Raw genomic sequence first — 26546 nt, 5'->3', positions numbered from 1 at the left:
GCTGCTGCTACCGTCACAGCACAGGCGTACTTCAAAGGCGTACGTGGGTGCGAGAGGTGGACTCAGAAGGTGGCCAGTAGCAGCTCGGGAATCGTCGCCGGGCTCACCGCGGCGGCCATCGCCGCAGTCGGTTTCCTCGCCTACCAGGCGTCGGCGCACGCGCCCGACGATCTCGGGAAGCCGTCCGCCTCCGAGACCCCGGCGGCCAAGCAGTCCAAGGCACCCGCCGAGCAGGAGAAGGACGAGGCCGAGACCCTCCCCGAGGAGTCGGGCACCGGCGAACGCGTCGTCTACTCCCTCGACGACGACCGCGTCTGGCTGGTCGGCGCCAACGGGAAGACCACCCGCACCTTCGAGGTCACCCCCAGCACGGTCGACCCCACCCCCGCCGCCTACACGGTCACCTCCCGCTCCGCCGCCGTCACCGGCTCCGACGGCACCCCCATCGAGCACGTCGTCCGCTTCGCCACGGTGGACGGCGTCGCCATCGGCTTCAGCGCGGCCGTCGACGGCTCCACCCCCGACCCCGACCCCACCACCAGGACGGGCGGCATCCGCGAGTCCCGACAGGACGGCAAGGCCATGTGGGAATTCGCGGGCATCGGCACGAAGGTCGTAGTCGTCGAGTAACGTCGAGTAACGGCGCCTTAAAAGCACGGGTCACCCGGCTTTTCAGGGGCGCGGGGAACTGCGCGATCAACCCCCACGGGCCGCAGCCGCGAAACGACCGACTCACCCCTCCCGGAGCGTCAACCCGCTACGCAGCCCTGGGGCGCCGCCGCTCAACAGGCCTCGGCTCCTCAACCCGCACAACCGGCGGAGCCGGCGGAGCCGGCGGTGTGGACACCACCTTCGCCGCCGCACACGCCGCCAAAAGATCCCGCATCGACACCCCAGCCACCCCGGACGGCTGCCGCTCACGTCGTTCTGATGTCGGCATGGACGCCTCCTGGTGCCACCGGGCGAACCAAGTTAGGTAGACCTAACCAAGGACTGGTTACCATGTGACCACGCCGAAGACGCCCGACGCAACATCTTGCCGACACCTTGTCGGAACACACACAAGACGGGATCAGGCCGAAAGAACGCCCAGGTCCACCGCGGCCCACCGCGCCCCGAGGCCGGTCACCGTCACCTGCCGTACCTCATCGGTCGTGTCCCCGACCGCCCGGTGGATGACGACGTTCAGCCGGTCGTCGGTCAGCTCCTCGACCTTCCCCTCGCCCCACTCCACGACGATCACCGATTCGGGCAGCGAGACGTCGAGATCGAGGTCCTCCATCTCGTCCAGCCCGCCGCCCAGGCGATACGCGTCGACGTGCACGAGCGGCGGCCCGGCCACCAGGGACGGATGCACCCGGGCGATGACGAAGGTCGGCGAGGTGACGGCCCCGCGCACCCCGAGCCCCTCCCCGAGCCCCCGGGTCAGGGTCGTCTTCCCGGCCCCCAGTTCCCCGTTGAGCATCACGAGATCGCCGGCCCGCAGCAGCCTGGCCAGGCGACGGCCCAGCTCCAGCATCTGGCCGGGAGAATTGACGGTGATCCCGACGGACGGCACGGACGACGACATCGGCTCACCCAGGACGTGCGGTGCTGCTGGCGCTTCCATAGCCGCTTACGGTAGCCCCTGCCGGCACGGCACCCGCGCGAGTGAGCAGGTCGGCGAGCCGGTCGGTCACGACCTCGGGATGCTCCAGCATCACCAGGTGCCCCGCGTCCGGTACGAGCACCAGCTCCGCGTCCGGCAGCAGATCGGCGATCGCCTCGCTGTGCTCACTCGGCGTGACGAGGTCCTTGACCCCGGCCAGTACGAGCACCGGCAGCTCGACGAAGGCGGCGAGCGCCTCGGTCTTGTCGTGTTCGGTGAACGCCGGATAGAACTCGGCGACGACATCGATCGGCGTCCCCTCGATCATCCGTTCGGCGAACCGCGCGATCGCGGGGTCGACGTCCCGGGACGCGAACGAGTACCGCTTGATGATCCCGGCGAACAGGTCGGCGGTCGCCCGCCGCCCCCGCTCCACCAGCGCGGCCTGTTGCCCCAGCGCCCTCAGCACACCGGGCAGCACCCGCCGTACGGCGTTGACGCCGGCGACGGGCAGCCCGAAGTTGACCTCGCCGAGCCGCCCCGACGACGTACCGATCAGGGCGACCGCGACGACCCGCTCACGGATCAGGTCGGGGTAGTGCGCGGCGAGCGCCATGACGGTCATGCCGCCCATGGAGTGCCCGACGAGCACGATCGGCCCCTCGGGCACGGCCGCGTCGACCACCGCTTTGAGGTCGCGCCCGAGCTGGTCGATGGAGACCGGCTGCTCGTCCCGCACCTGGGCGGCTCCGCGCCCGGAGCGGCCGTGGCTGCGCTGGTCCCAGTGCACGGTCCGCACGACACCGCGCAGCGCGGCCCGCTGGAAGTGCCAGGAGTCCTGGTTGAGGCAGTAGCCGTGGCTGAAGACGACGGTGACCGGGGCGGGGGCCTTGCGGCCGAAGAGCCGGCGCCTGCGGTTCGCCGGTCCGCCCTGCGGCTCGACGTCGTCGACCTCGTAGTACAGCTCGGTGCCGTCGTCGGCGTACGCCTTGCCGGGGGTGCCGCGCAGTGCCCCGTACGGCCCGGTGGAGTCGAGCGCGAGGCGGGCCTTCCTGCGCATGCCGCGTCCCACGGTGAGCCGCTCTATGGCGACGCCGGCGGCCGCGCCCGCGGCGACCACGCCTATCGCCGTCCCGGCGACCGAGGCCCTGCGCCAGGTCCCGCCGCCGGAGGCGGCCGCGGCGGCCGCGCTCGCGACGGCCGCCGCGGCCTCCGCGCTGCTCTCGCTCACGTCTCGCTCCTCATCGCCGACATTCCTGGTCCCGCTGCCGATTCCGCCACCACTGCCGCTCCGCACACCAGTACGCAGTCACCAGTACGGAGCCACCACCACGGAGTCACCAGTCTCGTTCGTCTTTCACTTACTCGTGTTCAGTCGCGCACCGTTCATGTACTCGTGCTCACGTATCCCGGATCACACACCCGTGTTCACCCGTGATCGCCCGCCCGCGATCACATACTCACGGGCCGCACGCACACTCGCTCACTACTCACCCGTGTTGACGTAGACGCGCGGCACGCGGGTTCCGATGCGCGTCACGATCTCGTACGCGATGGTCCCGGCCGCCTGCGCCCAGTCCTCGGCGGTCGGCTCGCCCGCGTCGCCCGCTCCGAACAGCACGGCCTCGTCCCCGGCGGCGGGTTCGTCCCCGCCGAGGTCGACGACGAACTGGTCCATGGCGATCCGGCCCGCGACCGTCCGCCATTTGCCGCCGACCAGTACGGGCCCGGTGCCGGAGGCGTGCCGGGGGATGCCGTCCGCGTAGCCGACGGGCACCAGGCCGAGGGTGGTGTCGCCGGGCGTCACATAGTGGTGCCCGTAGCTGACGCCGTGCCCCCCGGAGACGTGCTTGACCAGTGCGAGCGAGGCACTGAGCCGCATCACGGGGCGCAGTCCGAGGTCGGCCGAGCTGCCGAGCTCCGGGCTGGGCGAGATGCCGTAGACCGCGATCCCCGTCCGGACCAGGTCGAAGTGCGCGTCCGGGCGGGTAAGGGTGGCGGGCGAGTTGGCGATGTGCCGTACCTCGGGGCGGACGCCCTGCCCCTCGGCGTACGCCACCATGTCGCGGAAACGGGTGAGTTGGGCCTCGATGGAGGAGTGCCCCGGCTCGTCGGCACACGCGAAGTGCGACCAGAGCCCGGTGACGGCGACAAGGCCCTCGGCCTCCGCGCGCAGCGCCTCGGCGATCAGCTCGGGCCAGTCGCCCGGCTGGCAGCCGTTCCGCCCGAGCCCGGTGTCGGCCTTGAGCTGCACGCGCGCGCGCATGCCCGCCTGCCGCGCCGCCTCCGTGACCTCCCGCAGCGCCCACATTCCGCTGACCGCGACGTCGAGATCGGCCTCGACCGCCTCGCGCCAGGGCCCGCCCGGGGCCCACAGCCAGCACATGACCCGCCCCGACAGCCCGGCCGCCCGCAGCGCCAGCGCCTCCTCCGGCGTGGCCGTCCCCAGCCAGGTCGCCCCCGCCTCGACCGCCGCCCGCGCACACCGCACCGCCCCATGGCCGTACGCGTCCGACTTGACCACGGCCATCAGCGCGGCCCCCGGCGCCAGCGCGCGCAACGTCCGCACATTGGCCCGCAGGGCATCCAGATCGATCTCGGCACGGGCCCGCAGGGGCGCGCTCCGCAGAGGTGCTGTCTCACTCATGTCGGCCCCAGTGTCTCAGAGCCCACAGACACCCCTTCGAACGGGCGCGGCCCGCTGCGAAGGGGCGCGGGGCTGTGCCCATATGCGGCTCCGCCGCGTGGGCGCGACAAGCCACGACGAACCCGCGGCCCGCAACGCACAGAACCCCCCACCCCGAACCCGCCTCACTTGCCCGCCCGCTTCCCCCACACGAAAACCCGGTCCTTCTCCTTCAACACCCCCCACAACGCCCGCGCGTCCGCCACCCGCAGATTCACACACCCCATGGACCCGATCTCCGTGTGGATCGACCCGTACACCCCGTGGAACGCCTGCCCCCCACTGAAGAACTGGCTGTACGGCATCGCCGTGTCGTACAGCGTCGACCAGTGGTTCTTGTGCTTCCAATACACCTCGTGCCACCCGGCGCGCGTCGGGTACTGCTGACGACCGCTCCGCATCGGCACCGGCCCGAAGAGCACCTTCTTCCCCTTCTGCACCCAGGTCAGCTGCCGCGTCAGATCCACACACGCCACCTTGTACGCCCGCTCCGGGCACTTCCGGGCCGCGTTGGGGTTCTTCCGGGCGGACAGCAACCGCATACGCGCCCAGGTCACCGGCCCCGCGAAGCCGATGGCCGGCTTGATGCGCTGCTCGACCTGGAACGCCCGGATGGCCAGGCAGTCCGCCGGCGACTGCTTCCCGTCCGCCTTCCGCAACTTCAGCCACCGCTCGACCTGCCGCTGATACGGCCCGGTCAGCTTCGTGCAGGACACCTTGCCCTCGGCGACCGCCTCGGCCTCGCCGAGCGGCACGTACTCGATGAGGTCGTACGTCCCGGCCGCCGCGTCCCTCGGCTCTCTCGCCTCCTCCTCCACCCCCGGCGTGTACACCCGCGGCGGCAGCACCTGGTCGGGCGTGTCGATCTGCCAGGGCTGCTGCGGGCCGGGCGGCACGCCGGGGACGAGCTGCTCGCCACCGGGGGCAAGGGCGGGCGCGGGCGGCGCGGGATCGGCCACGGCACCGTCCACGGGAAGGACGGCCACCAGGGCGAGGACCACGGCGACGGCACGGAACGTCATACGGCTTGCCCTCCGGCCTGTCCGGCTTGTCCGGCTTGTCATGCGACTTGTCATGCGACTTGTCATGCGACCAGCGATACGTGCCGCCCACGCGCGCGGGAGAACGCCGCGCGTGCGATCACCCGATATACACGGCGGAAGTCACCCGAAATGAGGGCTCACCCGAAACCGCACTGTCACGTACAGTCACAGAAGGCACACGACAGGTCGCGAACACAACGACGCAACGGAACGACGCAAGAGAACGCGCAACAGAACGACGTAACAGGACGACACAGGGGTTGATATGTGCGGAATCGTCGGATACATCGGCTCGCAGTCCGCGCTCGACGTGGTCCTGGCCGGGCTGAAGCGGCTGGAGTACCGGGGTTACGACTCCGCGGGCGTGGCGGTGCTGGCCGACGGGGGCCTGGCCGCCGCCAGGAAGGCCGGGAAGCTGGTCAACCTGGAGAAGGAGCTGGTCGGCCGCCCGTTGCCGACGGGCTCGACCGGTATCGGTCACACCCGCTGGGCCACCCACGGCGGCCCCACGGACATCAACGCCCATCCGCACCTGGACAACGCGGGCCGGGTGGCCGTCGTCCACAACGGCATCATCGAGAACTTCGCCGCTCTGCGCACCGAACTGGCCGGGCGCGGCCACTTCCTGACCTCCGAGACGGACACCGAGGTGGTGGCCCATCTGCTCGCCGAGGAGTTCTCGTCGTGCGACGACCTCGCGGAGGCGATGCGGCTGGTGTGCCGTCGGCTGGAAGGCGCGTTCACGCTGGTCGCGGTGCACGCGGACGCGCCGGACGTGGTCGTGGGCGCCCGCCGGAACTCGCCTCTGGTGGTCGGCGTCGGCGAGGGCGAGGCCTTCCTCGCCTCGGACGTGGCCGCGTTCATCTCCCACACACGGTCGGCGATCGAGCTGGGCCAGGACCAGGTGGTCGAACTGCGCCGGGACGGCGTGACGGTGACGACCTTCGACGGCCGCCCCGCCGACGTCCGCTCGTACCACGTCGACTGGGACGCGTCGGCCGCGGAGAAGGGCGGCTACGACTACTTCATGCTCAAGGAGATCGCCGAGCAGCCCAAGGCGGTCGCGGACACCCTCCTCGGCCGTATCGACGCGTCGGGCTCGCTGACGCTGGACGAGCTCCGCATCGGCGCGGCCGAACTCCGCGAGCTGAACAAGGTGGTCATCGTCGCGTGCGGTACGGCGTTCCACGCGGGCCTCATCGCCAAGTACGCCATCGAGCACTGGACCCGCATCCCCTGCGAGGTGGAGCTGGCGAGCGAATTCCGCTACCGGGACCCGATCCTCGGCCCGCACACCCTGGTCATCGCCATCTCCCAGTCCGGCGAGACCATGGACACCCTGATGGCCCTGCGCCACGCCCGCGAACAGGGCGCCCGTGTCCTCGCCATCTGCAACACCAACGGCTCGACGATCCCCCGCGAGTCCGACGCGGTCCTCTACACCCACGCCGGCCCCGAGGTGGCGGTCGCCTCGACGAAGGCGTTCCTGACCCAGCTGGTGGCCTGCTATCTCGTCGCCCTCTACCTCGGCCAGGTGCGCGGCACCAAGTGGGGCGACGAGATCCGTGCGGTGATCCGCGACCTCTCCCGCATCTCGTGCGAGGTGGAACGGGTCCTGGAAACGATGGAGCCGGTACGGGAGTTGGCCCGCACCCTCGCCGCCAAGAACACGGTGCTGTTCCTGGGCCGCCATGTGGGCTACCCGGTGGCGCTCGAAGGCGCCCTGAAACTCAAGGAACTCGCCTATATGCACGCGGAGGGCTTCGCGGCGGGCGAGCTGAAGCACGGGCCCATCGCCCTGATCGAGGAGGACCTGCCGGTGGTCGTCGTGGTCCCGTCCCCGGCGGGCCGCTCCCTCCTCCACGACAAGATCGTCTCCAACATCCAGGAGATCCGGGCCCGTGGCGCCCGCACGATCGTCATCGCGGAGGAGGGCGACGAGGCGGTGGTCCCGTACGCCGACCACCTCATCCGAATCCCCGCCACCCCCACCCTCCTCCAGCCCCTCGTCGCCACCGTCCCTCTCCAGGTCTTCGCCTGCGAACTGGCCACGGCCCGGGGGAACGAGGTGGATCAGCCGCGCAACCTGGCGAAGTCGGTGACCGTGGAGTGAGCGGACGCGGCCTGGGGCTAGGGTGCGGATCATGCCCATTATCGGAGTCGGTATCGACGTCGCCGAGATCGACCGCTTCCGTGCCTCCCTGGAGCGCACGCCCAGCATGGCCGACCGCCTCTTCCTGGACAGCGAACTCCACCTCCCGAGCGGCGAACGCCGAGGCATCGCCTCCCTCGCCGCCCGCTTCGCGGCCAAGGAGGCCCTCGCCAAGGCCCTGGGCGCCCCCAGCGGCCTCCGCTGGACCGACGCCGAGGTCTACGTCGAACCCTCCGGCCAACCCCGCCTCCGAGTAACCGGCACGGTGGCCGCGCGCGCGGCCGAACTGGGCGTCAACTCCTGGCACATCTCCCTGAGCCATGACGCGGGGGTGGCTTCGGCGGTGGTGGTGGCGGAGGGGTGAGGGGCGGGGCCGGCGCCTGACCCAACTGCGGGCAATCGTGCCGCTGAGGGCGGCACGGGTGGGCGATGGGGGTCCCCCCGCTTGAGCGAAGCCGAGAGTGGGGGAGGCGCCCGGCGAGCACCGGTGAGCGAAACCCCGCCCCGAGTTCGGCCCCGGCAAGGGGCGCCCGCGGCCCCAAGTCCGGCTGCACCCCGCCCCCTCCACGAGGCAGACTCGTCCTCATGCGCTCAGCCCACCGCGTGACCACCGTCCGCTCAGCCGAACACACCCTCATGGCCCGCCTCCCCGACGGCGCCCTGATGCAACGCGCCGCCGCCGGCCTGGCCGCGGTCTGCGCGGACATGCTGGGCCGCGTGTACGGCAGCCGCGTCGTCCTCCTCACCGGCAGCGGCGACAACGGCGGCGACACCCTCTACGCGGGCGCCCGCCTGGCGAAACGCGGCGCGGGCGTGACGGCCGTGCTGCTCAGCCCCGACCGCACCCACCCGGAAGCCCTGAAGGCCCTCCGCCGCGCGGGCGGCACCACGACCACGCCCGGCGCCGCGGCCGAGGCCATCTCCAGGGCCGACCTCGTCCTGGACGGCATCGTCGGCATCGGCGGCAAGGGCGGCCTCCGCCCCGAGGCGGCCCGCCTCGCCGAGCTCACCGCCGCCTCCCCGGCCACGGTCATCGCCGTGGACCTCCCGAGCGGCATCGAGCCGGACTCCGGCGAGGTGCACGGCACAGCCCTCCGCGCCGACCTCACCGTCACCTTCGGCACGCACAAGCCGGGCCTGCTCATCGACCCGGCGCGGGAGTACGCCGGCCCGGTCCGCCTGATCGACATCGGCCTGGCGAGCACCCTCCCCGCCACCCCCGACCTGGAGTCCCTCCAGCACGCCGACGTGGCCGCCCTGCTCCCCCACCCGGCCCAGGAGAGCGACAAGTACCGCCGGGGAGTCGTGGGCATCGCCGCCGGCTCGGCCCGCTACCCGGGCGCGGCGGTCCTCGCGGTCGCGGGCGCCCTGCGCGGCGGAGCGGGCGCCGTCCGCTACGTGGGCCCGGCCGCCGACGCGGTCCTCGCCCGCTTCCCGGAGACCCTGGTCTCGGCCGACGGCCCGAAGAAGGCGGGCCGGGTCCAGGCCTGGGTCACGGGCCCCGGCGCGGGCGACGACGCAGCCCCCGTCGCCGAGGCCCTCGCCACCGACGTGCCCGTCCTCCTCGACGCCGACGGCCTCCGCCTCGCCGACCGCGAGACGGTCCGCACCCGCACGGCCCCCACCCTCATGACCCCCCACGCCGGAGAGGCCGCGGCCCTCCTGGGCGTCACCCGCGAGGAGGTCGAGTCCGCCCGCCTCACCGCCGTACGCGACCTGGCCCGTGCCTACCGCGCCACGGTCCTCCTCAAGGGCTCCACCACCCTCATCGCCACCTCCGACGGCGCCACCCCGGTCCGCGTCAACCCCACCGGCACCCCCTGGCTCGCCACCGCCGGCAGCGGCGACGTCCTCTCCGGCCTCACCGGCTCCCTCCTCGCCGCCGGCCTGCGAACACTGGACGCGGCGAGCGTCGCGGCGTACCTCCACGGCCTGGCGGGCCGGTACGCGGCGAAGGGCGCCCCGACGGGCGCCCAGGACGTGGCGGAGGCGATCCCGGCGGCGTGGCGGGACATCAGGACCGACTGACCCGCACCCCGACTGGCCCTCACCTCGGCTGACATCGGGACCGACTGACCCGCACCCCCGACCGACATCGCCGCCGGCTGCCCCTCACCCGCTCATCGCCCGTGCGGGGCGGCACGGACCATCGCCCTCAACTCCCCTCCTCCAACCGGTCGATCGCCTCCCGCACCATCCCCAGATACTCGACCTCCTCACACCGCGGCTTGCTCCCCATCCGATACATGTCAAGGCAGTCGTCCGGGTGCTCCCCCAGATCCTCGTCCGGCAGATCCGCCGCCAGCTCGCTGCACACCCGCCCCGCGAGCTCCGCGTCACCGCGCGTAGACCCGGCTTTGCGCCGAACGACGTCCCGTAACCGCACACCCTTGGTGAAAGCCATCTGAAGCCCCCCAATTCCCCCTGGTCGACCGGGAGGCGGCTCCCTCCCGACCGCCCGGACGCTAGCCCGCCCACCACCCCGGGTCCATACCTTGGACACACTTCACGCACAGTCATGACACAGGCGCACGGCACCCGCCGTTCGCCCCTCTTCGTCACTCCCCGGCGCGCCACCACCGCCCCGCCCCGAGCGTGACGGACCCCACCCCGCCATCCCGTTCGAACTCCGTTAACAATGGACTGTGATCTCACCGGTCTCCTCGTTGCCGCGGAGCGCCCACCGGCCCAGGCCGGAGGCGACTCCCTACGTCGACCTCACCCGTGCCGAGTGGAGCGCGCTGCGCGAAAAGACGCCGCTGCCGCTGAACGCCGAGGAGGTGGAGAAGCTGCGTGGCCTGGGCGATGTCATCGACCTCGACGAGGTACGGGACATCTACCTGCCACTGTCCCGGCTCCTCAACCTCTACATCGGCGCCACCGACGGCCTGCGCGGCGCCCTGAACACCTTCCTGGGCGAGCAGGGCTCCCAGTCCGGCACCCCGTTCGTCATAGGCGTCGCCGGCTCCGTGGCCGTCGGCAAGTCGACCGTCGCCCGTCTCCTCCAGGCGCTCCTGGCCCGCTGGCCCGAACACCCGCGTGTGGAACTGGTCACCACGGACGGCTTCCTGCTCCCCATGAAGGCTCTCCAGGAGCGCGGCCTGGTCTCCCGCAAGGGCTTCCCCGAGTCGTACGACCGCCGGGCCCTGACCCGTTTCGTCGCCGACATCAAGGCCGGCAAGGACGAGGTGACGGCCCCCGTCTACTCCCACCTCATCTACGACATCGTCCCCGACCGGCGGCTCACGGTCCGCCGCCCCGACATCCTCATCGTCGAGGGCCTGAACGTCCTCCAGCCCGCCCTCCCCGGCCAGGACGGCCGCACCCGCGTGGGCCTCGCCGACTACTTCGACTTCAGCGTGTACGTCGACGCCGGCGCCGACGACATCGAACGCTGGTACCTCAACCGCTTCAAGAAGCTCCGTCAGACGGCCTTCCAGAAGCCGGACTCGTACTTCCGCAAGTACACCCAGGTCTCCGAGGAGGAGGCCCTCGACTACGCCCGCACCCTCTGGCGCACCATCAACAAGCCCAACCTGGTCGAGAACATCGCCCCCACCCGTGGCCGCGCCACCCTCATCATCCGCAAGGGCCAGGACCACAAGGTGCGCCGCCTCAGCCTGCGCAAGCTGTGAGGCCATGACGAGGAACCCGTAACGGCGGCCTGTTAGAAAGGCCTCATGCTGCATCTGCGCCTGATCACCCCGGCCGAGAAGACCGACGAGGTGGTGCGCGTGGTCGAGACCACGGTCGGCACCACTCATCTCGTCGTCGTGCCGGGCGCCGCCCGCAACCCCGCCGGGGACGTGGTGATGTGCGACGTCGCACGCGAGGCCGGCGACGAACTCATCGGCGCGCTACGGGCGTTGGACCTCGACAAGACCGGCTCGATCGCCGTCGAGAACATCGACCTGTCCCTCTCCGAGCGCGCCGACAAGGCCGAGGACGAGGCGCCCGGCGAGGGCGCGGACGCGGTCCTGTGGGAGCACCTGACGGACGCGACCCACGAGGAGTCGACGCTCTCCATCACCTACGTCGCCTTCATCACCCTCGCCACGATGATCGCGGCCTGCGGTGTGGTCCTCGACAACGCCATCCTCATCGTCGGCGCGATGGCGGTCGGCCCGGAGTTCGGCCCCTTGGCCGGCTTCAGCACGGCCATCGTCCAGCGCCGCTCCCGCCTGGCCCTGCGCTCCCTGATCGCGCTCCTCGTGGGCTTCGCGGCGGCCATGGCCGCGACGGTCGTCTTCAGCCTCTTCATGGACGCGCTCAACCTGTTCAGCAGGGAACAACTGGACGCCGACCGCCCCAACACGGCCTTCGTCTACGCCCCCGACGCGTTCTCCTTCGTCGTGGCCGTCCTCGCCGGTATCGCCGGTACCCTCTCCCTGACCTCGGCCAAGTCGGGCGCTCTGGTCGGCGTCGCCATCTCCGTCACCACGGTCCCCGCGGCCGCCAACGCGGCGGTCGCCCTGAGCTACGGCGACACGAAACAGACAGTGGGCTCGACGGAGCAACTGCTCCTGAACCTCCTGGGCATCGTCCTGGCCGGCACCCTCACCCTGCTGACCCAGAAATGGCTGTGGTCCAAGCCCTGCTAAGGGGCGCGGGGAACTGCGCGACAAGCCACGACGCTCCCGCGGCCCGCAAAGCACAGCTCCCCCACCCCGAACCCGGAACCGCCCGACTAACCCAGCGCCGACTTCACCGCATCGGCCAACCGCCCGGCCACCGACCGAGCCTGCTCGATATCCGCGGCCTCAACCATCACCCGCACCAACGGCTCGGTCCCGGAAGGCCGCAACAACACCCGCCCGGTAGACCCGAGTTCCCGCTCGGCCTCACCCACCGCCGCAGCCAACTCCGCGGACGTCCCCACCCGGGACCGATCCACGTCCGGCACATTGACGAGCACCTGCGGCAGCCGCTCCATCACTCCCGCGAGGTCCTTGAGCGTACGACCGGTCCGCACTACCCGAGCCGCCAGCAGCAGCCCGGTCAGCGTCCCGTCACCCGTCGTCGCGTGGTCGGAGATGATCACGTGCCCGGACTGCTCGCCCCCGAGGGCGTACCCGTGCTCCCGCATCTCCTCCAGCACATACCGGTCCCCGACCCCGGTCTGCACCAGCCGCAGCCCCTCCCGCTCCAGCGCCAGCTTGAACCCGAGGTTCGACATGACGGTGGCGACCACGGTGTCGCCCCGCAACACGGACCGCTCCCGCATGTCCAGCGCGAGCACCGCGAGGATCTGGTCCCCGTCGACCTCGTTGCCCTCGTGGTCCACGGCGAGGCACCGGTCGGCGTCACCGTCGTGCGCGATACCGAGGTGCGCCCCGTGCTCGACGACGGCGGCCCGCAACTTGCCCAGGTGCGTGGACCCGCACCCGTCGTTGATGTTGAGCCCGTCCGGCTCCGTCCCGATGGTGACGATCTCGGCGCCCGCGCGGGTGAAGACCTCCGGCGAGACCCCGGCGGCGGCACCGTGCGCCTCGTCGAGGACGACCTTCAGCCCGTCGAGCCGGTTGGGCAGAACGGACAGCAGATGCTCGACGTAGCGGCCGTAGCCCTCCTCGTAGGAGCTGATCCGCCCGACGCCCGCGCCCGTGGGCCGGTCCCAGGGAGCCCCGGTCCGATGCTCCTCGTAGACACGCTCGATCCTGTCCTCAAGATCGTCGGCGAGCTTGTGGCCGCCGCGGGCGAAGAACTTGACTCCGTTGTCGGGCATGGCGTTATGGCTGGCGGAGAGCATCACACCGAGGTCGGCGCCCAGCTCGCCGGTGAGGAACGCCACCGCGGGGGTGGGCAGCACACCGACGCGCAGCACGTCGACACCCGCGCTGGCGAGGCCCGCCACGACGGCGGCCTCCAGGAACTCCCCGGACGCTCGCGGGTCCCGCCCGACCACCGCCACCGGCTTGTGGCCTTCGAACGTGCCCACCTCGGCGAGTACGTGTGCCGCCGCGACGGAGAGTCCGAGCGCGAGCTCGGCCGTCAGATCCGCGTTGGCGACACCGCGCACGCCGTCCGTGCCGAAGAGTCGTCCCACAGTGGTGTCCTCCGAATTGCTGAGAATGTGCGGCTCGTACCAGGTATCCACCGAGTGTCCCGGCACTCCCTGGACCAAGTACATCCCCTGAGACTGTCCTCCCCCTTTCGGGGTTGTACCGACAGTCTGTGTATAAGCCTGCGGAAAATAATCGCCCCTGCTAAACCCGTCGCCAACGCCCATCGACACCCTGTTACGCAAACCGCCCCGGCGGCACAGGAACGTGCCACCGGGGCGTTGCGAGCGGTACGGCGGAGCGGCGGATTTAGCGCTTGCTGTACTGCGGGGCCTTACGGGCCTTCTTGAGACCGGCCTTCTTGCGCTCGACCGCACGGTCGTCGCGCTTGAGGAAGCCGGCCTTCTTGAGGGCGCCGCGGTTGTTGTCGACGTCGGCCTCGTTCAGCGCACGGGCGACACCGAGACGGAGCGCACCGGCCTGACCGGAGACACCGCCACCGCCGATGCGGGCGATGACGTCGTAGCGGCCCTCGAGCTCGAGCACCTTGAAGGGCTCGTTGACTTCCTGCTGGTGCACCTTGTTGGGGAAGTAGTCCTCAAGGGTGCGACCGTTGATCTTCCACTTGCCGGTGCCCGGGACGATCCGGACGCGGGCGATGGCGTTCTTGCGACGGCCCAGGCCCGCGGCCGGCTGCGGGTCGCCGAAGCGGCCGGCGAGGGACTCCGAGGTGTACTCGCCCTCGACGGGGACCTCGGACTCCGTGGTGTAGCTGTCGATCTCGATCTCTTCGAGCGGCTGCTCGGCAGTGGTCTCGGCCACGATTCTCCTCAGATTCTCTTCAGGCTTAGGGGTGTGGCCGGACTTACTGCGCGACCTGGGTGATCTCGAACGGCACCGGCTGCTGGGCAGCGTGCGGGTGCTGGTCGCCCGAGTAGACCTTCAGCTTGGAGAGCATCTGACGGCCGAGGGTGTTCTTGGGAAGCATTCCCTTGACGGCCTTCTCGACGGCCTTCTCGGGGTTCTTCGCCAGCAGCTCGTCGTAACGGACGGAGCGCAGACCACCCGGGTAACCGGAGTGGCGGTAGGCCATCTTCTGGGTCCGCTTGTTGCCGGACAGGTGGACCTTGTCCGCGTTGATGATGATGACGAAGTCACCGGCATCGACGTGGGGGGCGTAGATCGGCTTGTGCTTGCCGCGCAGAAGGGTGGCAGTGGTGGTCGCCAGACGACCCAGGACGACGTCCTGGGCGTCAATGACGTGCCACTGGCGAGTGATGTCGCCGGGCTTGGGGCTGTACGTACGCACGGTTCGTAGCCTTCGCTTCTTCAGTGAGGTTCCTGACAGGTCACCGAAGACGATCACGACAGCCCCTGCCGCACAGCGGTGACGCATACCGCGTGCTGGCTCGCTGGTCATCGGCCCGGTGGACCGGTGTAAGGGCCGCCTCACGTGAGAATGAGCAAGCCAATACACATAACGAACACGCAGCTTAGCCGGGCGCACCCGGACGGGTCAAAACGAGTCCGCTCCGCCGGCCCCGGCGGGCGAGCGCCTCGATCGCCGCGGCCGATGTCGCACTGACGCTGGGCGCCGCCGGGACGGCGTCCGTGTCGACTTACTACTCGCAACCCATAACTGAGTAAGGCCTCCCCTCGCCCGTCTAAACTGCGGCCCATGAGCTTTGGGCAGGGGGGGTCTCAGTGGAGCCCCGGGGGTTCCCACGATCCGTGGGACAATCAGCGGAATTCCACCAGTAACCAGACCCCGGACTGGGCGTCACTCGCCGAGCAGTCCGAAACACGCAACAGACGCCGCAGACTCCTGGTGATCGTCGGCGGCGCTCTCGCCACGGTCGGCATAGGCGTCGCCGTGGCCGTCGCCGTCGTCAACGCCGACAGCGACAACACCACGGCGAACGGCCCGAACGCCCTGCCGACCACCGCGGACATCCCGAGCGCCAGCGCCAAGACGGACCCGTCGTTCGCGCCGACCTCGGCCCCGCCCCCGCTGGACCCGAAGGATTTCATCTCCGACTCGGGCAAGGACAAGGCGCCGATCAGCCCGGACATCCTCTTCCCGGGCTCCCAGCTGACGCAGGAGGACAACGTCTACCTCAAGGGCCCCACGGCCTCGACGACCACCTGCGCCTCGGCCGTCCAGGGCACCCTCGACAAGCTCCTGACCAGCAACGACTGCACCCGCTTCATGCGCGTGACGTACCACCTGGACAAGGTCGCGGTCACGGTCGGCGTCGCCCTGTTCGACACCGAGGCCAAGGCGACCAAGGTCAAGGCGGGCTGGGACAAGAAGAGCACCATCGTCTCGCTCTCCGGCGACGGCGTCCCCACCTTCTGCCGTACGACGATCTGCCGTACGACCGTCAACTCCTACGGCCGCTACGCCTACCTCACCGTCGCCGGCTTCACCAACGGCAAGGACGTCACGGAGAAGGACAGCGCCGTCTTCGCCGCCGGCGACGACCTCGCCAAGTCCACCTTCGACCAGATCCGCCGCAGGGGCCAGGCCCAGGCGGCGGCCGCGGCCAACGAGCAGTAACCCGCATCCGGCCCGCCCGGGGTCAGCAGCAGCCGCCCCCGGGCACCCCCGGCAGGCTCCGCCGGTTCCGCGCTTCCTTGTTCCGCGCGGCCAGCAGTTCGTCCGCCGGGTACCCGACCTCCTCCAGGGTCAGCCCGTGCGGCCGTACGACATGCACGGCGGAATCCCGCACCCCGGCGGCCAGCACCTTTCCGGGCCAGTCGGCGTCCCGGTGCCCGTCCCCCACGAACAACAGCGCCCCGATCAACGACCGCACCATGTTGTGGCAGAAGGCGTCGGCCCGCACGGTGGCCGTGATGATCCCGTCGTCCCCCCGCACCAGGCTCAGCTTCTGGAGCGTACGAATGGTCGTCGCCCCTTCCCGCCGCTTGCAGTAGGCCGCGAAGTCGTGCTCCCCCAGCAGCCGCCGCGCCGCCTCGTTCATGGCGTCCACGTCCAGCGGCCAGTCGTGCCACAGCACGTGACCGCGCAGCAACGGGTCGACGCCACCGGGATTGTCGGTGACGCGGTAGGCGTACCGCCGCCAGACGGCCGAGAACCGGGCGTTGAAGCCACTGGGCGCCTCCCGCAGCGCCCACACCCGTACGTCCCTGGAAAGCCGCCCGGCGAGCCGCTTGAGCAGCTTCCCGTGGTGCTCGTCCCAGACCTCCCGCGGCAGGTCGACATGAGCCACCTGCCCCCGCGCGTGCACCCCGGCGTCCGTCCGCCCGGCCACGGTCAGCTCATACGTCTCCCCGGACCGCGTCACGGTCCGCAGCGCACCCTCGATCTCCCCCTGAACGGTCCGCCGCCCCCCGGCCTGCTTGGCCCACCCGGAAAACTCACTCCCGTCGTACGACAGGTCCAGCCGCACCCGTACGAACCCGGGCCGCACTTCGTCACTCACTCCTGGATCCTCTCAGGTACAGAAAAGCGGGCCCGCTCCTGGAAAGGAACGGGCCCGCTCAAGCGCGCCCCTTAAAGGGGCGCGGGGAACTGCGCGAACAACCACGACGCCGCCGCAGCCGCCGACAAACCGTCCCCGGCAGAACGCTTACGCGTCCTTGGACTCCTCGGCGGCGGCCTCTTCGCCGGCCTCGTCGGCCTTGGTCGTGTCGACCTTCGGCTCAGCGACCTCGGCGTCCTTGGCGGAACGCTTCGTCGCGGCCTCGGCCTCACCCGTCGCCTGCTGCGCGACCGTCAGCGCCTCGACCAGCTCGATGACAGCCATGGGCGCGTTGTCGCCACGACGGTTACCGATCTTGGTGATACGGGTGTAGCCACCCGGACGGTTCTCGTACCGCGGGCCGATCTCGGTGAAGAGCGTGTGCACGACGCTCTTGTCCGTGATGACCTGGAGCACCTGACGGCGGTTGTGAAGGTCGCCCTTCTTGCCCTTGGTGATCAGACGCTCGGCGTACGGACGCAGCTTGCGCGCCTTCGCCTCGGTGGTGGTGATACGGCCGTGCTCGAACAGCGCCTTCGCGAGGTTCGCGAGCAGCAGCTTCTCGTGCGCGGCACTGCCGCCCAGACGGGCACCCTTGGTGGGCTTCGGCATGCTGTTTCTCCTAGGTGTCTGCCCCGGCCGTATCAGGTACCGGGGTCAGTGTCCGAGCAGGCGGCTGCCTGTCGAAGATCCGGGAGCAGCCCCGAAGGGGCGCGCTCCCGGAAGGGGCGCGGGGCGGTGTCGATATGCGACTCCGTCGCGTGGGCGCGACCAGCCACAGTGCACCCGCACCCGAAAACGGACCGTCCGGCCCGAGCTCTTAGTACTGCTCGGTCTCGACGAAGCCCGCGTCCGCGTCATCGTCGGCGCCGAACGCGTCGGCCGCGGCGGTCGGGTCGAACCCGGGAGGCGAGTCCTTGAGCGCGAGGCCCATACCCGCCAGCTTCGCCTTGACCTCGTCGATCGACTTCGCACCGAAGTTACGGATGTCGAGCAGATCGGCCTCGGAACGAGCCACGAGCTCACCCACGGAGTGGATGCCCTCGCGCTTGAGGCAGTTGTACGACCGAACGGTGAGCTCGAGCTCCTCGATCGGCAGGGCGAGATCAGCGGCGAGGGCGGCGTCCGTCGGGGACGGACCCATGTCGATGCCCTCGGCGTCGATGTTGAGCTCACGGGCCAGACCGAACAGCTCGACCAGGGTCTTACCGGCCGACGCCATGGCGTCACGCGGACGCATGGCCTGCTTGGTCTCGACGTCGACGATCAGCTTGTCGAAGTCGGTGCGCTGCTCGACACGAGTCGCCTCGACCTTGTACGTGACCTTGAGAACCGGCGAGTAGATCGAGTCGACCGGGATACGGCCGATCTCCTGGCCCACCTGCTTGTTCTGCACGGCGGAGACATAACCGCGGCCGCGCTCGACCGTCAGCTCCATCTCCAGCTTGCCCTTGCCGTTGAGCGTGGCGAGGACGAGGTCGGGGTTGTGCACCTCGACACCGGCCGGGGGCGCGATGTCGGCGGCGGTGACCAGACCCGGGCCCTGCTTGCGCAGGTACATCACGACCGGCTCGTCGTGCTCCGAGGAGACGACCAGCTGCTTGATGTTGAGGATCAGGTCGGTGACGTCCTCCTTGACGCCCGGCACGGTGGTGAACTCGTGCAGGACACCGTCGATCCGGATGCTGGTGACAGCGGCACCGGGGATCGACGACAGGAGCGTACGACGCAGGGAGTTGCCGAGGGTGTAGCCGAAGCCCGGCTCCAGCGGCTCGATCACGAACCGGGAGCGGAACTCGTCTACGACCTCTTCGGTCAACGAGGGACGCTGAGCGATCAGCATGTTGCGATCCTTCAGTCAGGGGCACCCACTATTTGATGCCCTGAGGTATGACAAGGGTACGGGCGATACGACCCCGAAGAGCCATACCGCCCGAAAACCTCAGACCAAGCAGCCGTACATCGGCCCCGAAGGGTCAGACGCGGCGACGCTTGGGCGGACGGCAGCCGTTGTGCGGGGTGGGCGTGACGTCCTGGATGGAGCCGACCTCGAGACCGGTCGCCTGCAGCGAACGGATGGCCGTCTCACGACCCGAACCCGGGCCCTTGACGAACACGTCGACCTTGCGCATGCCGTGCTCCTGCGCGCGACGGGCGGCCGACTCGGCGGCCATCTGCGCGGCGAACGGCGTGGACTTGCGGGAGCCCTTGAAGCCGACGTGGCCGGCGGAGGCCCAGGAGATCACGTTGCCCGAGGGGTCCGTGATCGAGACGATCGTGTTGTTGAACGTGCTCTTGATGTGCGCGTGACCGTGAGCGACGTTCTTCTTTTCCTTGCGGCGCACCTTCTTGGCAGCGCCCTGACGACCCTTGGGGGGCATCTACAAACTCCTACGGGGAGGTGGTCGGTCCTACAGCGAAGACCGCTGATGAAGCGTTGTCCGCTGAGGACTACTTCTTGCCCGGCTTCTTCTTACCGGCGATGGCGCGACGCGGGCCCTTGCGGGTGCGGGCGTTGGTGCTGGTGCGCTGACCGCGGACGGGCAGACCACGACGGTGACGCAGACCCTGGTAGCAGCCGATCTCGACCTTGCGGCGGATGTCGGCCTGGATCTCGCGACGGAGGTCACCCTCGGTCTTGATGTTGCTGTCCACGTACTCGCGGATCGCGACGAGCTGCTCCTCGGAGAGGTCGCGGACGCGGGTGTCCGCGTCGACGCCGGTCGCTGCCAGCGTCTCCTGAGAGAGAGTCCGGCCGATGCCGAACACGTAGGTGAGGGCGACCTCCACGCGCTTGTCGCGCGGGATGTCAACACCGGAAACGCGTGCCATTCAATGGCTCCTGGTGATCTTCGGAGGTCTTCCACAGAACCGTTTCCCAGCCGCCGTACCAGGTACGAACTGGGTCCCCGGCCTCCGAACCGGGGGTATCAGGCACTTTCACCGTGCCTGGGTCCTGCGTATGAACATGTTCAGCTTGCGTCGCGCGAAACTCTGCGAATAGGGCAGAGGGATCGGTCGTGCGTCAGCCCTGGCGCTGCTTGTGGCGCGGGTTCTCGCAGATGACCATGACCCGACCGTGACGGCGGATCACCCTGCACTTGTCGCAGATCTTCTTGACGCTCGGCTTGACCTTCATGGGGTGAGGTTCTCCGGGTCAGTGCCACCACCCGCGTCCCGGAGAACCGGGGCACGGAGAGAGGGGCAAGATCTACTTGTAGCGGTAGACGATGCGGCCACGCGTCAGGTCGTACGGAGACAACTCCACCACGACCCGGTCGTCAGGGAGGATACGGATGTAGTGCATACGCATCTTGCCGCTGATGTGTGCCAGGACCTGGTGGCCGTTCTGGAGCTCGACCTTGAACATGGCGTTCGGAAGAGACTCGACGACAGTGCCCTCGATCTCGATGGCACCTTGCTTCTTGGCCACGCTTCGCCCTTCGAATCGACTACCTTGATCGACTCTGAGCGACCGAATGAGGACACACGGACACACGAGAGCCGACGAGTCAGTCTACGCCAGGGCTCCCGGAAACACGAATTCGGGTAAGGCTGCCCCACGCAGAAGATCGTTACTCCGGCTGACGGACACCGACAGCCGGCGCGGAGCTCAGCCCAGCGGATCGGGAGCCGCGACGACCCCGTGCTCGGCCAGCTTCGCCTTGCCCCCGTCGGGGGCGGTGAGTACGAGCGGCCCGGCCTCCGTGAGCGCGACCGAGTGCTCCCAGTGCGACGACGACGTACCGTCCGTCGTCACCACGGTCCAGTCGTCGGCCAGGACCTTCGTCTTCGGCGTCCCCAGGGACACCATGGGCTCGATGGCGAGGCAGAACCCGGGCACCAGCTTCGGCCCCTTGCCCCGCCGCTTCTCGACGTAGTTCAGCAGGTGCGGGTCCATGTGCATCTCGGTGCCGATGCCGTGGCCGCCGTAGTCCTCGACGATCCCGTACTTGCCGCCGCCCGGCTTCGGCTGCCGGCGGATGTACGTCTCGATGGCCCGGGAGACGTCCACGAGCCGGTTCCCCTGCTTCATCGCGGCGATGCCGGCCCACATGGACTCCTCGGTCACCCGGGAGAGCTCCAGCAGCTCCGGAGCGTGTCCGGAGCCCACGAAGGCGGTGTAGGCCGCGTCGCCGTGCCAGCCCTCGACGATCGCGCCGCAGTCGATGGAGATGATGTCGCCGTCCTTCAGGACGGCCTCGTCGCTCGGGATGCCATGCACCACGACCTCGTTCGCCGACGTACAGATCGTCGCGGGGAAGCCGCCGTACCCGAGGAAGTTCGACTTGGCCCCGTGCTCCGCGAGCACCTTGCGCGCCACCTCGTCGAGGTCCTTCGTGGAGGCGCCCGGCACGGCGGCCTCCCGAGTGGCCGCGTGGATGGCGGCGACGACCAGCCCCGCCTCGCGCATCTTGGCGATCTGCTCGGGGCTCTTGATCTGCACCATGGGGGCCTGCGCTCTCCGTCTTCTCTGCCTGCGTAACTGATCGGGCTTGGAATTGCCTACACAACAGTACGGCCGCGATGCCCGTCTCGGGCACCGCGGCCGTCGTACCGCTGACGACTACTGGTCGTCGTCCTCGCGCTTGAGCGCGTCCATGGCGCGCTGGGTGACCTCTTCCACCGGACCGAGGGACGAGATCGTCACCACGAGGCCCTGGGCCTTGTAGTAGTCGATGATCGGCTCGGTCTGCGTGTGGTAGACCTCCAGGCGCTTGCGGACGGTCTCCTCGGAGTCGTCGTCACGCTGGTACAGCTCGCCGCCGCAGACGTCACAGACGCCATCCCGCTTCGGCTGCTTGTACGTGACGTGGAAGACGTGTGAGGAGTCGTTCCGGCAGATGCGGCGGCCGGCGATGCGCTTGACGACCTCTTCCTCGGGGACCTCCAGGTCCAGGACGGCGTCCAGGTTCATGGACTCGTCCTGGAGCGTCACGTCCAGCGCCTCGGCCTGCGAGACATTGCGCGGGAAGCCGTCGAGCAGAAAGCCCTGTTCGGCGTCCGGCTGCTCCATGCGGTCCTTGGCCATGGCGATGGTGACCTCGTCCGGCACCAGATCGCCCTTGTCCATGTAGGACTTCGCGAGTTTGCCGAGCTCCGTCTGCTTGCTGATGTTGGCCCGGAACAGGTCGCCCGTGGAAATGTGCGGGATCGACAGGTTCTGTGCCAGGAACGCGGCCTGCGTTCCCTTACCGGCACCCGGCGGCCCGACGAGGACGATACGCATCAGCGGAGGAACCCTTCGTAATTGCGCTGCTGAAGCTGGCTCTCGATCTGCTTCACGGTCTCCAGCCCCACACCCACGATGATCAGGATGCTGGTACCACCGAACGGGAAGTTCTGGTTTGCCCCGAAACCAGCCAACGCCATCGTCGGGACGAGAGCAATCAGACCCAAGTACAGCGAACCCGGCCAGGTGATCCGGTTGAGTACGTAACTCAGGTACTCAGCGGTCGGTCGGCCAGCCCGGATGCCCGGGATGAAGCCACCATACTTCTTCATGTTGTCCGCGACTTCCTCGGGGTTGAACGAGATGGCCACGTAGAAGAAGGCGAAGAAGACAATCAGGAAGAAGTAGATCGTGATATGCGCCGGCGCGGCCGTGTCGGCCAAGTTGGCTGTGACCCATTTCGCCCAACCCGCAGTGGAGTTGGAGAACTGCACGACCAGTGCCGGGATATAGAGCAGCGACGAGGCAAAGATCACAGGGATGATGCCCGCCTGGTTGACCTTCAGCGGGATGTACGTCGACGTGCCGCCGTAGGATCGGCGGCCGATCATGCGCTTCGCGTACTGGACCGGGATACGGCGCTGGGCCTGCTCGACGAAGACGACGAGCGCGACCATGACCAGGCCGACCGCCATGACGGTGCCGAACTCGATCCAGCCGTCCGCGAGAGTGCCCTGCTCCTTGATGGCCCACAGCGCGGACGGGAAGGTGGCGGCGATCGAGATGAACATCAGGATCGACATGCCGTTGCCGATGCCTCGGTCGGTGATGAGCTCACCGAGCCACATGACGACGGCCGTACCGGCGGTCATGGTGATGACCATGACCATGGTGGAGTAGATCGAGCGGTCGGGCACGATCTGGCCGGCCAACTGGCAGCCGCTGAACAGCGAGCCACTGCGGGCGGTGGCGACGAGGCCGGTGCCCTGGAGGATGGCGAGAGCGACCGTCAGATAACGCGTGTACTGCGTGATCTTCGCCGTACCGGCCTGCCCCTCCTTCTTCAGGGCTTCCAGACGCGGGATCACCACGGTCAGCAGCTGCAGAATGATGCTCGCCGTGATGTACGGCATGATGCCGAGCGCGAAGATCGTGATCTGCAGAAGCGCGCCACCACTGAACATGTTCACGAGACCGAAGAGACCCTTGTTGGTCTGGGCCTGGTCGATACAGAACTGCACGGCGGTGTAGTCGACGCCCGGGATCGGGACATGCGTACCGATCCGGTAGATCACGATGATGGCGAGCGTGAAGAGCAGCTTCTTGCGCAGGTCGGGCGTCTTGAACGCCCGGGCGAACGCGGTGAGCACGGTGCCTCCTGCGACCCCCGCGCTACTGCGTCAAGGGTGACGGTTTTGGGATTCTGATGAGGACGACTTACGTAACGCTTAACTGTCGTGTCGAGTGCCCGGTGTAGGAGCACCCTGTGAAAACGGGCAGCGCTGGTCACCTTACCGGCGAGACCGCTCCCCTAGGAACGACCAACCGGGGATACCCCATTTGTGGGGTATCCCCGGTCGGGATCGCTCAAGTCATCGAGACACCTGGTGTGTTCAGACGAGCTCGGTGACGGTACCGCCGGCGGCGGTGATCTTCTCCTTGGCGGAGCCGGAGACGGCGTCGACCGTCACCTGCAGCGCCACGGAGATCTCGCCCTGGCCGAGGACCTTGACGAGGCTGTTCTTGCGGACGGCACCCTTGGCGACCAGGTCGGCAACGGTGACCTCCCCACCCTCGGGGTAGAGGGCGGAGAGCTTGTCCAGGTTCACGACCTGGAACTCCGTCTTGAAGGGGTTCTTGAAGCCCTTCAGCTTCGGGAGACGCATGTGGAGGGGCATCTGGCCACCCTCGAAGCGCTCCGGAACCTGGTAACGGGCCTTCGTACCCTTGGTACCACGACCAGCCGTCTTACCCTTCGACGCCTCACCACGACCCACACGGGTCCTGGCGGTCTTGGCGCCCGGGGCGGGACGGAGGTTGTGGATCTTGAGCGGGTTGTTCTCCGCCATGATCAGTCGACCTCCTCGACCGTCACGAGGTGGCGGACGGTGTGCACCATTCCGCGGAACTCGGGGCGGTCCTCCTTGACGACCTGCGTGTTGATGCCCTTGAGACCAAGGGAGCGCAGGGTGTCACGGTGGTTCTGCTTGCTGCCGATGTACGACTTCGTCTGCGTGACCTTGAGGCGAGCCATTACGCACCCGCCCCGGCACGCGCACGGAGCAGAGCCGCGGGGGCGACGTCCTCGAGGGGCAGACCACGGCGAGCCGCGATCTCCTCGGGACGCTGCAGACCCTTGAGGGCCGCCACGGTCGCGTGCACGATGTTGATCGCGTTGGACGAGCCGAGCGACTTCGACAGGATGTCGTGAACGCCCGCGCACTCGAGCACCGCACGCACCGGGCCACCGGCGATAACGCCGGTACCGGGGGAAGCAGGCTTGAGCAGGACGACGCCCGCGGCCTTCTCGCCCGTGATCGGGTGCGGGATGGTGCCCTGGATACGGGGGACCTTGAAGAAGTGCTTCTTGGCCTCCTCAACACCCTTGGCGATGGCGGCCGGCACCTCCTTGGCCTTGCCGTAACCGACACCCACGGTGCCGTCACCATCGCCTACCACGACCAGCGCGGTAAAGCTGAAGCGACGACCACCCTTCACTACCTTGGCGACGCGGTTGATCGCGACAACGCGCTCAACGTACGCGGTCTTCTCGGCGGCAGCTGCGCCGCCGTCACGGCCCTTCCGGTCCCGCCGCTCGCCGCCACCGGCACCGCCACCGCGGCGCTGGGGTCCAGCCATTGGATTTACCTCTCTCTTTCCGCTAGCTACGCAGCGAGCTCAGAACTTGAGCCCGGCCTCGCGGGCGGCGTCGGCCAGGGCCGCGATGCGACCCGCGTACCGGTTACCACCACGGTCGAATACGACGGCCTCGACACCGGCGGCCTTGGCACGCTCGGCGACCAGGGCGCCGACCTTGCCGGCCTGAGCCGACTTGTCGTCGTCGCCGCCACGGATGGACGTGTCCAAGGTGGACGCCGACGCAAGGGTGTGACCCTTGATGTCGTCGATCACCTGGGCCACGATGTGGCGGTTCGAGCGGGTCACGACCAGGCGGGGACGCTCAGCCGTACCGTTGACGTTCTTACGGATCCGGATGTGGCGCCGCTTGATGGCAGCACGCTTGTAAGCGTCGCCCTTAGCGATCTTCGTACCGTATGCCATGGCTTACTTACCCGCCTTTCCGACCTTGCGGCGGATGACTTCGCCCTCGTACTTGACGCCCTTGGCCTTGTACGGGTCAGGCTTGCGCAGCTTGCGGATATTGGCCGCAACCTCGCCGACCTTCTGCTTGTCGATGCCCTCGACCGAGAACCGGGTGGGGTTCTCGACCTTGAAGGAGATTCCTTCGGGGGCCTCGACGGTGATCGGGTGGCTGTAGCCGAGCGCGAACTCAAGGTTCGATCCCTTGGCGGTCACGCGGTAACCGACACCACTGATTTCGAGCTTCTTCACGTAACCCTGGGTCACGCCGGTGATCATGTTCGCCACCAGCGTGCGGGACAGGCCGTGCAGGGCCTTGCTCTGACGCTCGTCGTTGGGGCGGGTGACGTTCAGAACGCCGTCCTCACCCTTGGCGATCTCGATCGGCGCCACGACGGTGTGGGACAGGGAGCCCTTGGGGCCCTTGACCGCAACCGTCTGGCCGTCGATGGTGACATCCACGCCGGCGGGAACCGTGATGGGGAGCTTGCCAATGCGCGACATAGCTGTTTCCTCCGTTCCCTTCCGCTACCAGACGTAGGCGAGAACTTCTCCGCCTACGCCCTTCTTGCCGGCCTGCTTGTCGGTGAGGAGACCGTGCGACGTGGAGATGATCGCCACGCCGAGGCCGCCCAGCACCTTGGGCAGGGAGGTGGACTTCGCGTAAACCCGGAGACCGGGCTTGGAGATCCGCTTGATGCCCGCGATGGAGCGCTCACGGTTCGGGCCGAACTTCAGCTCGAGGACGAGGCTCTTGCCGACCTCGGCGTCCTCGACCTTCCAGCCCGTGATGAAGCCCTCCTGCTGGAGGATCTCCGCGATGTGAGACTTGATCTTCGATGCCGGCATCGTCACGGAGTCGTGGTATGCCGAGTTCGCGTTTCGCAGACGCGTAAGCATGTCTGCGATCGGATCAGTCATGGTCATAAATTGGCCTTCGGCCTCTCTCGCCGGGGTTTCCAGGTGCCCATCCCTCTCCTCGATCCGAGACGAGGCGGGTGCGGTGCGGTGGACCTACGGCGTAGTAAGTCGTACGGGCGGCAACAGGCGCCCAACCCTCCAAGCCTAAGCCATGGAAGGGTGGGCGCCTGACACG

General features: G+C 68.9%; 31 protein-coding genes. 7 read left to right on the top strand and 24 right to left on the bottom strand.

What is annotated here, in order from left to right; genetic code table 11:
- Nucleotides 1–69: 69 nt before the first annotated feature.
- On the top strand, nt 70–630 hold the full coding sequence (locus I8N67_RS01890; RefSeq protein ID WP_200300758.1) for a L,D-transpeptidase: 561 nt from the start codon (nt 70–72) through the stop codon (nt 628–630).
- Between the two features lie 442 nt (nt 631–1072).
- On the opposite strand, the gene tsaE is transcribed toward I8N67_RS01890, so the two are convergent.
- The 4 genes from tsaE to I8N67_RS01870 form a co-directional block, all read right to left on the bottom strand.
- Nucleotides 1073–1609, bottom strand: coding sequence for a tRNA (adenosine(37)-N6)-threonylcarbamoyltransferase complex ATPase subunit type 1 TsaE (tsaE, locus tag I8N67_RS01885; RefSeq protein WP_200300757.1), 537 nt, complete (start codon nt 1607–1609; stop codon nt 1073–1075).
- On the bottom strand, nt 1575–2819 hold the full coding sequence (locus tag I8N67_RS01880) for an alpha/beta fold hydrolase (RefSeq protein WP_200300756.1): 1245 nt from the start codon (nt 2817–2819) through the stop codon (nt 1575–1577). Before I8N67_RS01880 ends, tsaE begins: the two co-directional genes overlap by 35 nt.
- 255 nt (nt 2820–3074) lie before the next feature.
- Nucleotides 3075–4235: an alanine racemase gene (gene alr, locus I8N67_RS01875; RefSeq protein ID WP_200300755.1), complete on the bottom strand. Its 1161-nt coding sequence runs from the start codon at nt 4233–4235 to the stop codon at nt 3075–3077.
- Between the two features lie 164 nt (nt 4236–4399).
- Nucleotides 4400–5296: a L,D-transpeptidase family protein gene (locus I8N67_RS01870; RefSeq protein ID WP_200300754.1), complete on the bottom strand. Its 897-nt coding sequence runs from the start codon at nt 5294–5296 to the stop codon at nt 4400–4402.
- Between the two features lie 286 nt (nt 5297–5582).
- On the opposite strand from I8N67_RS01870, the gene glmS reads away from it, so the two are divergent.
- The 3 genes from glmS (at nt 5583) to I8N67_RS01855 (ending at nt 9497) form a co-directional block, all read left to right on the top strand.
- Entirely contained in the window at nt 5583–7430 is a 1848-nt protein-coding gene (glmS, locus tag I8N67_RS01865) for a glutamine--fructose-6-phosphate transaminase (isomerizing) (RefSeq protein WP_200300753.1), read from the top strand.
- A gap of 31 nt (nt 7431–7461) precedes the next feature.
- Nucleotides 7462–7833 (top strand): holo-ACP synthase, encoded by a 372-nt coding sequence (locus I8N67_RS01860; RefSeq protein ID WP_200300752.1) that lies wholly within the window; start codon nt 7462–7464, stop codon nt 7831–7833.
- A gap of 221 nt (nt 7834–8054) precedes the next feature.
- Nucleotides 8055–9497 (top strand): NAD(P)H-hydrate dehydratase, encoded by a 1443-nt coding sequence (locus tag I8N67_RS01855; protein WP_200300751.1) that lies wholly within the window; start codon nt 8055–8057, stop codon nt 9495–9497.
- Between the two features lie 127 nt (nt 9498–9624).
- Here the strand turns inward: I8N67_RS01855 and I8N67_RS01850 are convergent, their stop codons facing one another.
- Nucleotides 9625–9873, bottom strand: coding sequence for a hypothetical protein (locus I8N67_RS01850; RefSeq protein ID WP_200300787.1), 249 nt, complete (start codon nt 9871–9873; stop codon nt 9625–9627).
- A 241-nt stretch (nt 9874–10114) separates the two neighbouring features.
- Here I8N67_RS01850 and coaA point away from each other — a divergent pair, with 241 nt between their 5' ends.
- The gene (gene coaA, locus I8N67_RS01845; RefSeq protein WP_200300750.1) at nt 10115–11104 is read left to right on the top strand and encodes a type I pantothenate kinase; all 990 of its coding nucleotides are present in this window, start codon (nt 10115–10117) and stop codon (nt 11102–11104) included.
- A gap of 45 nt (nt 11105–11149) precedes the next feature.
- On the top strand, nt 11150–12070 hold the full coding sequence (locus I8N67_RS01840) for a DUF389 domain-containing protein (protein ID WP_200300749.1): 921 nt from the start codon (nt 11150–11152) through the stop codon (nt 12068–12070).
- 86 nt (nt 12071–12156) lie between these two features.
- Here the strand turns inward: I8N67_RS01840 and glmM are convergent, their stop codons facing one another.
- The 3 genes from glmM to rplM form a co-directional block, all read right to left on the bottom strand.
- Nucleotides 12157–13515, bottom strand: coding sequence for a phosphoglucosamine mutase (gene glmM / locus I8N67_RS01835; RefSeq protein ID WP_200300748.1), 1359 nt, complete (start codon nt 13513–13515; stop codon nt 12157–12159).
- 265 nt (nt 13516–13780) lie between these two features.
- Complete coding sequence (gene rpsI, locus I8N67_RS01830; RefSeq protein WP_200300747.1) at nt 13781–14293, bottom strand: 30S ribosomal protein S9; 513 nt, start codon at nt 14291–14293, stop codon at nt 13781–13783.
- 43 nt (nt 14294–14336) lie between these two features.
- Nucleotides 14337–14780, bottom strand: a complete 444-nt coding sequence (rplM, locus tag I8N67_RS01825) for a 50S ribosomal protein L13 (protein ID WP_200300746.1) — start codon at nt 14778–14780, stop codon at nt 14337–14339.
- 369 nt (nt 14781–15149) lie between these two features.
- Between rplM and I8N67_RS01820 the strand changes: the two genes are divergently transcribed.
- Nucleotides 15150–16031, top strand: coding sequence for a hypothetical protein (locus tag I8N67_RS01820; RefSeq protein ID WP_200300745.1), 882 nt, complete (start codon nt 15150–15152; stop codon nt 16029–16031).
- A gap of 22 nt (nt 16032–16053) precedes the next feature.
- Here the strand turns inward: I8N67_RS01820 and truA are convergent, their stop codons facing one another.
- The 16 genes from truA to rpsH form a co-directional block, all read right to left on the bottom strand.
- Nucleotides 16054–16917: a tRNA pseudouridine(38-40) synthase TruA gene (gene truA, locus I8N67_RS01815; RefSeq protein ID WP_200300744.1), complete on the bottom strand. Its 864-nt coding sequence runs from the start codon at nt 16915–16917 to the stop codon at nt 16054–16056.
- Nucleotides 16918–17064: 147 nt separating this feature from the next.
- Entirely contained in the window at nt 17065–17568 is a 504-nt protein-coding gene (gene rplQ / locus I8N67_RS01810; protein WP_200300743.1) for a 50S ribosomal protein L17, read from the bottom strand.
- 208 nt (nt 17569–17776) lie between these two features.
- Nucleotides 17777–18799, bottom strand: a complete 1023-nt coding sequence (locus tag I8N67_RS01805; protein ID WP_003966937.1) for a DNA-directed RNA polymerase subunit alpha — start codon at nt 18797–18799, stop codon at nt 17777–17779.
- A 133-nt stretch (nt 18800–18932) separates the two neighbouring features.
- Entirely contained in the window at nt 18933–19337 is a 405-nt protein-coding gene (rpsK, locus tag I8N67_RS01800; protein ID WP_003956432.1) for a 30S ribosomal protein S11, read from the bottom strand.
- 70 nt (nt 19338–19407) lie between these two features.
- A complete protein-coding gene (gene rpsM / locus I8N67_RS01795) occupies nt 19408–19788 on the bottom strand; it encodes a 30S ribosomal protein S13 (RefSeq protein WP_200300742.1) in 381 nt (126 codons plus the stop codon).
- Nucleotides 19789–19981: 193 nt separating this feature from the next.
- The gene (gene rpmJ / locus I8N67_RS01790; protein WP_003998809.1) at nt 19982–20095 is read right to left on the bottom strand and encodes a 50S ribosomal protein L36; all 114 of its coding nucleotides are present in this window, start codon (nt 20093–20095) and stop codon (nt 19982–19984) included.
- Between the two features lie 72 nt (nt 20096–20167).
- Entirely contained in the window at nt 20168–20389 is a 222-nt protein-coding gene (infA, locus tag I8N67_RS01785) for a translation initiation factor IF-1 (RefSeq protein WP_003948620.1), read from the bottom strand.
- 180 nt (nt 20390–20569) lie between these two features.
- Nucleotides 20570–21406, bottom strand: coding sequence for a type I methionyl aminopeptidase (gene map, locus I8N67_RS01780; RefSeq protein ID WP_200300741.1), 837 nt, complete (start codon nt 21404–21406; stop codon nt 20570–20572).
- 117 nt (nt 21407–21523) lie between these two features.
- The gene (locus I8N67_RS01775; protein WP_200300740.1) at nt 21524–22186 is read right to left on the bottom strand and encodes an adenylate kinase; all 663 of its coding nucleotides are present in this window, start codon (nt 22184–22186) and stop codon (nt 21524–21526) included.
- Nucleotides 22186–23499: a preprotein translocase subunit SecY gene (gene secY, locus I8N67_RS01770; RefSeq protein WP_200300739.1), complete on the bottom strand. Its 1314-nt coding sequence runs from the start codon at nt 23497–23499 to the stop codon at nt 22186–22188. Before secY ends, I8N67_RS01775 begins: the two co-directional genes overlap by 1 nt.
- 243 nt (nt 23500–23742) lie before the next feature.
- The gene (gene rplO / locus I8N67_RS01765) at nt 23743–24198 is read right to left on the bottom strand and encodes a 50S ribosomal protein L15 (RefSeq protein ID WP_200300738.1); all 456 of its coding nucleotides are present in this window, start codon (nt 24196–24198) and stop codon (nt 23743–23745) included.
- A 2-nt stretch (nt 24199–24200) separates the two neighbouring features.
- Complete coding sequence (gene rpmD, locus I8N67_RS01760; protein WP_055553514.1) at nt 24201–24383, bottom strand: 50S ribosomal protein L30; 183 nt, start codon at nt 24381–24383, stop codon at nt 24201–24203.
- A complete protein-coding gene (rpsE, locus tag I8N67_RS01755) occupies nt 24383–24988 on the bottom strand; it encodes a 30S ribosomal protein S5 (RefSeq protein WP_037694140.1) in 606 nt (201 codons plus the stop codon). The genes rpmD and rpsE overlap by 1 nt, the downstream gene beginning before the upstream one ends.
- A 39-nt stretch (nt 24989–25027) precedes the next feature.
- Nucleotides 25028–25411 carry a 50S ribosomal protein L18 gene (gene rplR, locus I8N67_RS01750; RefSeq protein ID WP_200300737.1) on the bottom strand — a complete coding sequence of 128 codons (384 nt, stop codon included), beginning with the start codon at nt 25409–25411 and terminating at the stop codon, nt 25028–25030.
- Between the two features lie 3 nt (nt 25412–25414).
- Entirely contained in the window at nt 25415–25954 is a 540-nt protein-coding gene (gene rplF / locus I8N67_RS01745; protein ID WP_200300736.1) for a 50S ribosomal protein L6, read from the bottom strand.
- Nucleotides 25955–25978: 24 nt separating this feature from the next.
- A complete protein-coding gene (gene rpsH, locus I8N67_RS01740; protein ID WP_057607912.1) occupies nt 25979–26377 on the bottom strand; it encodes a 30S ribosomal protein S8 in 399 nt (132 codons plus the stop codon).
- Nucleotides 26378–26546: the final 169 nt, after the last annotated feature.

This window comes from Streptomyces adelaidensis (assembly GCF_016598475.1).
GTDB lineage: Bacteria > Actinomycetota > Actinomycetes > Streptomycetales > Streptomycetaceae > Streptomyces > Streptomyces adelaidensis.
This window is presented reverse-complemented; position numbering and strand designations above follow the sequence as displayed.

Coding starts and splice junctions, on each gene's coding strand:
- tsaE (WP_200300757.1), bottom strand. CDS start 1,609: ATGGAAGCGCCAGCAGCACCGCACGTCCTGGGTGAGCCGATGTCGTCG.
- alr (WP_200300755.1), bottom strand. CDS start 4,235: ATGAGTGAGACAGCACCTCTGCGGAGCGCGCCCCTGCGGGCCCGTGCC.
- I8N67_RS01870 (WP_200300754.1), bottom strand. CDS start 5,296: ATGACGTTCCGTGCCGTCGCCGTGGTCCTCGCCCTGGTGGCCGTCCTT.
- glmS (WP_200300753.1), top strand. CDS start 5,583: ATGTGCGGAATCGTCGGATACATCGGCTCGCAGTCCGCGCTCGACGTG.
- I8N67_RS01860 (WP_200300752.1), top strand. CDS start 7,462: ATGCCCATTATCGGAGTCGGTATCGACGTCGCCGAGATCGACCGCTTC.
- I8N67_RS01855 (WP_200300751.1), top strand. CDS start 8,055: ATGCGCTCAGCCCACCGCGTGACCACCGTCCGCTCAGCCGAACACACC.
- I8N67_RS01850 (WP_200300787.1), bottom strand. CDS start 9,873: ATGGCTTTCACCAAGGGTGTGCGGTTACGGGACGTCGTTCGGCGCAAA.
- I8N67_RS01840 (WP_200300749.1), top strand. CDS start 11,150: ATGCTGCATCTGCGCCTGATCACCCCGGCCGAGAAGACCGACGAGGTG.
- I8N67_RS01820 (WP_200300745.1), top strand. CDS start 15,150: ATGAGCTTTGGGCAGGGGGGGTCTCAGTGGAGCCCCGGGGGTTCCCAC.
- rplQ (WP_200300743.1), bottom strand. CDS start 17,568: ATGCCGAAGCCCACCAAGGGTGCCCGTCTGGGCGGCAGTGCCGCGCAC.
- I8N67_RS01805 (WP_003966937.1), bottom strand. CDS start 18,799: ATGCTGATCGCTCAGCGTCCCTCGTTGACCGAAGAGGTCGTAGACGAG.
- rpsK (WP_003956432.1), bottom strand. CDS start 19,337: ATGCCCCCCAAGGGTCGTCAGGGCGCTGCCAAGAAGGTGCGCCGCAAG.
- rpsM (WP_200300742.1), bottom strand. CDS start 19,788: ATGGCACGCGTTTCCGGTGTTGACATCCCGCGCGACAAGCGCGTGGAG.
- rpmJ (WP_003998809.1), bottom strand. CDS start 20,095: ATGAAGGTCAAGCCGAGCGTCAAGAAGATCTGCGACAAGTGCAGGGTG.
- map (WP_200300741.1), bottom strand. CDS start 21,406: ATGGTGCAGATCAAGAGCCCCGAGCAGATCGCCAAGATGCGCGAGGCG.
- I8N67_RS01775 (WP_200300740.1), bottom strand. CDS start 22,186: ATGCGTATCGTCCTCGTCGGGCCGCCGGGTGCCGGTAAGGGAACGCAG.
- rplO (WP_200300738.1), bottom strand. CDS start 24,198: ATGGCGGAGAACAACCCGCTCAAGATCCACAACCTCCGTCCCGCCCCG.
- rpmD (WP_055553514.1), bottom strand. CDS start 24,383: ATGGCTCGCCTCAAGGTCACGCAGACGAAGTCGTACATCGGCAGCAAG.
- rpsE (WP_037694140.1), bottom strand. CDS start 24,988: ATGGCTGGACCCCAGCGCCGCGGTGGCGGTGCCGGTGGCGGCGAGCGG.
- rplR (WP_200300737.1), bottom strand. CDS start 25,411: ATGGCATACGGTACGAAGATCGCTAAGGGCGACGCTTACAAGCGTGCT.
- rplF (WP_200300736.1), bottom strand. CDS start 25,954: ATGTCGCGCATTGGCAAGCTCCCCATCACGGTTCCCGCCGGCGTGGAT.
- rpsH (WP_057607912.1), bottom strand. CDS start 26,377: ATGACCATGACTGATCCGATCGCAGACATGCTTACGCGTCTGCGAAAC.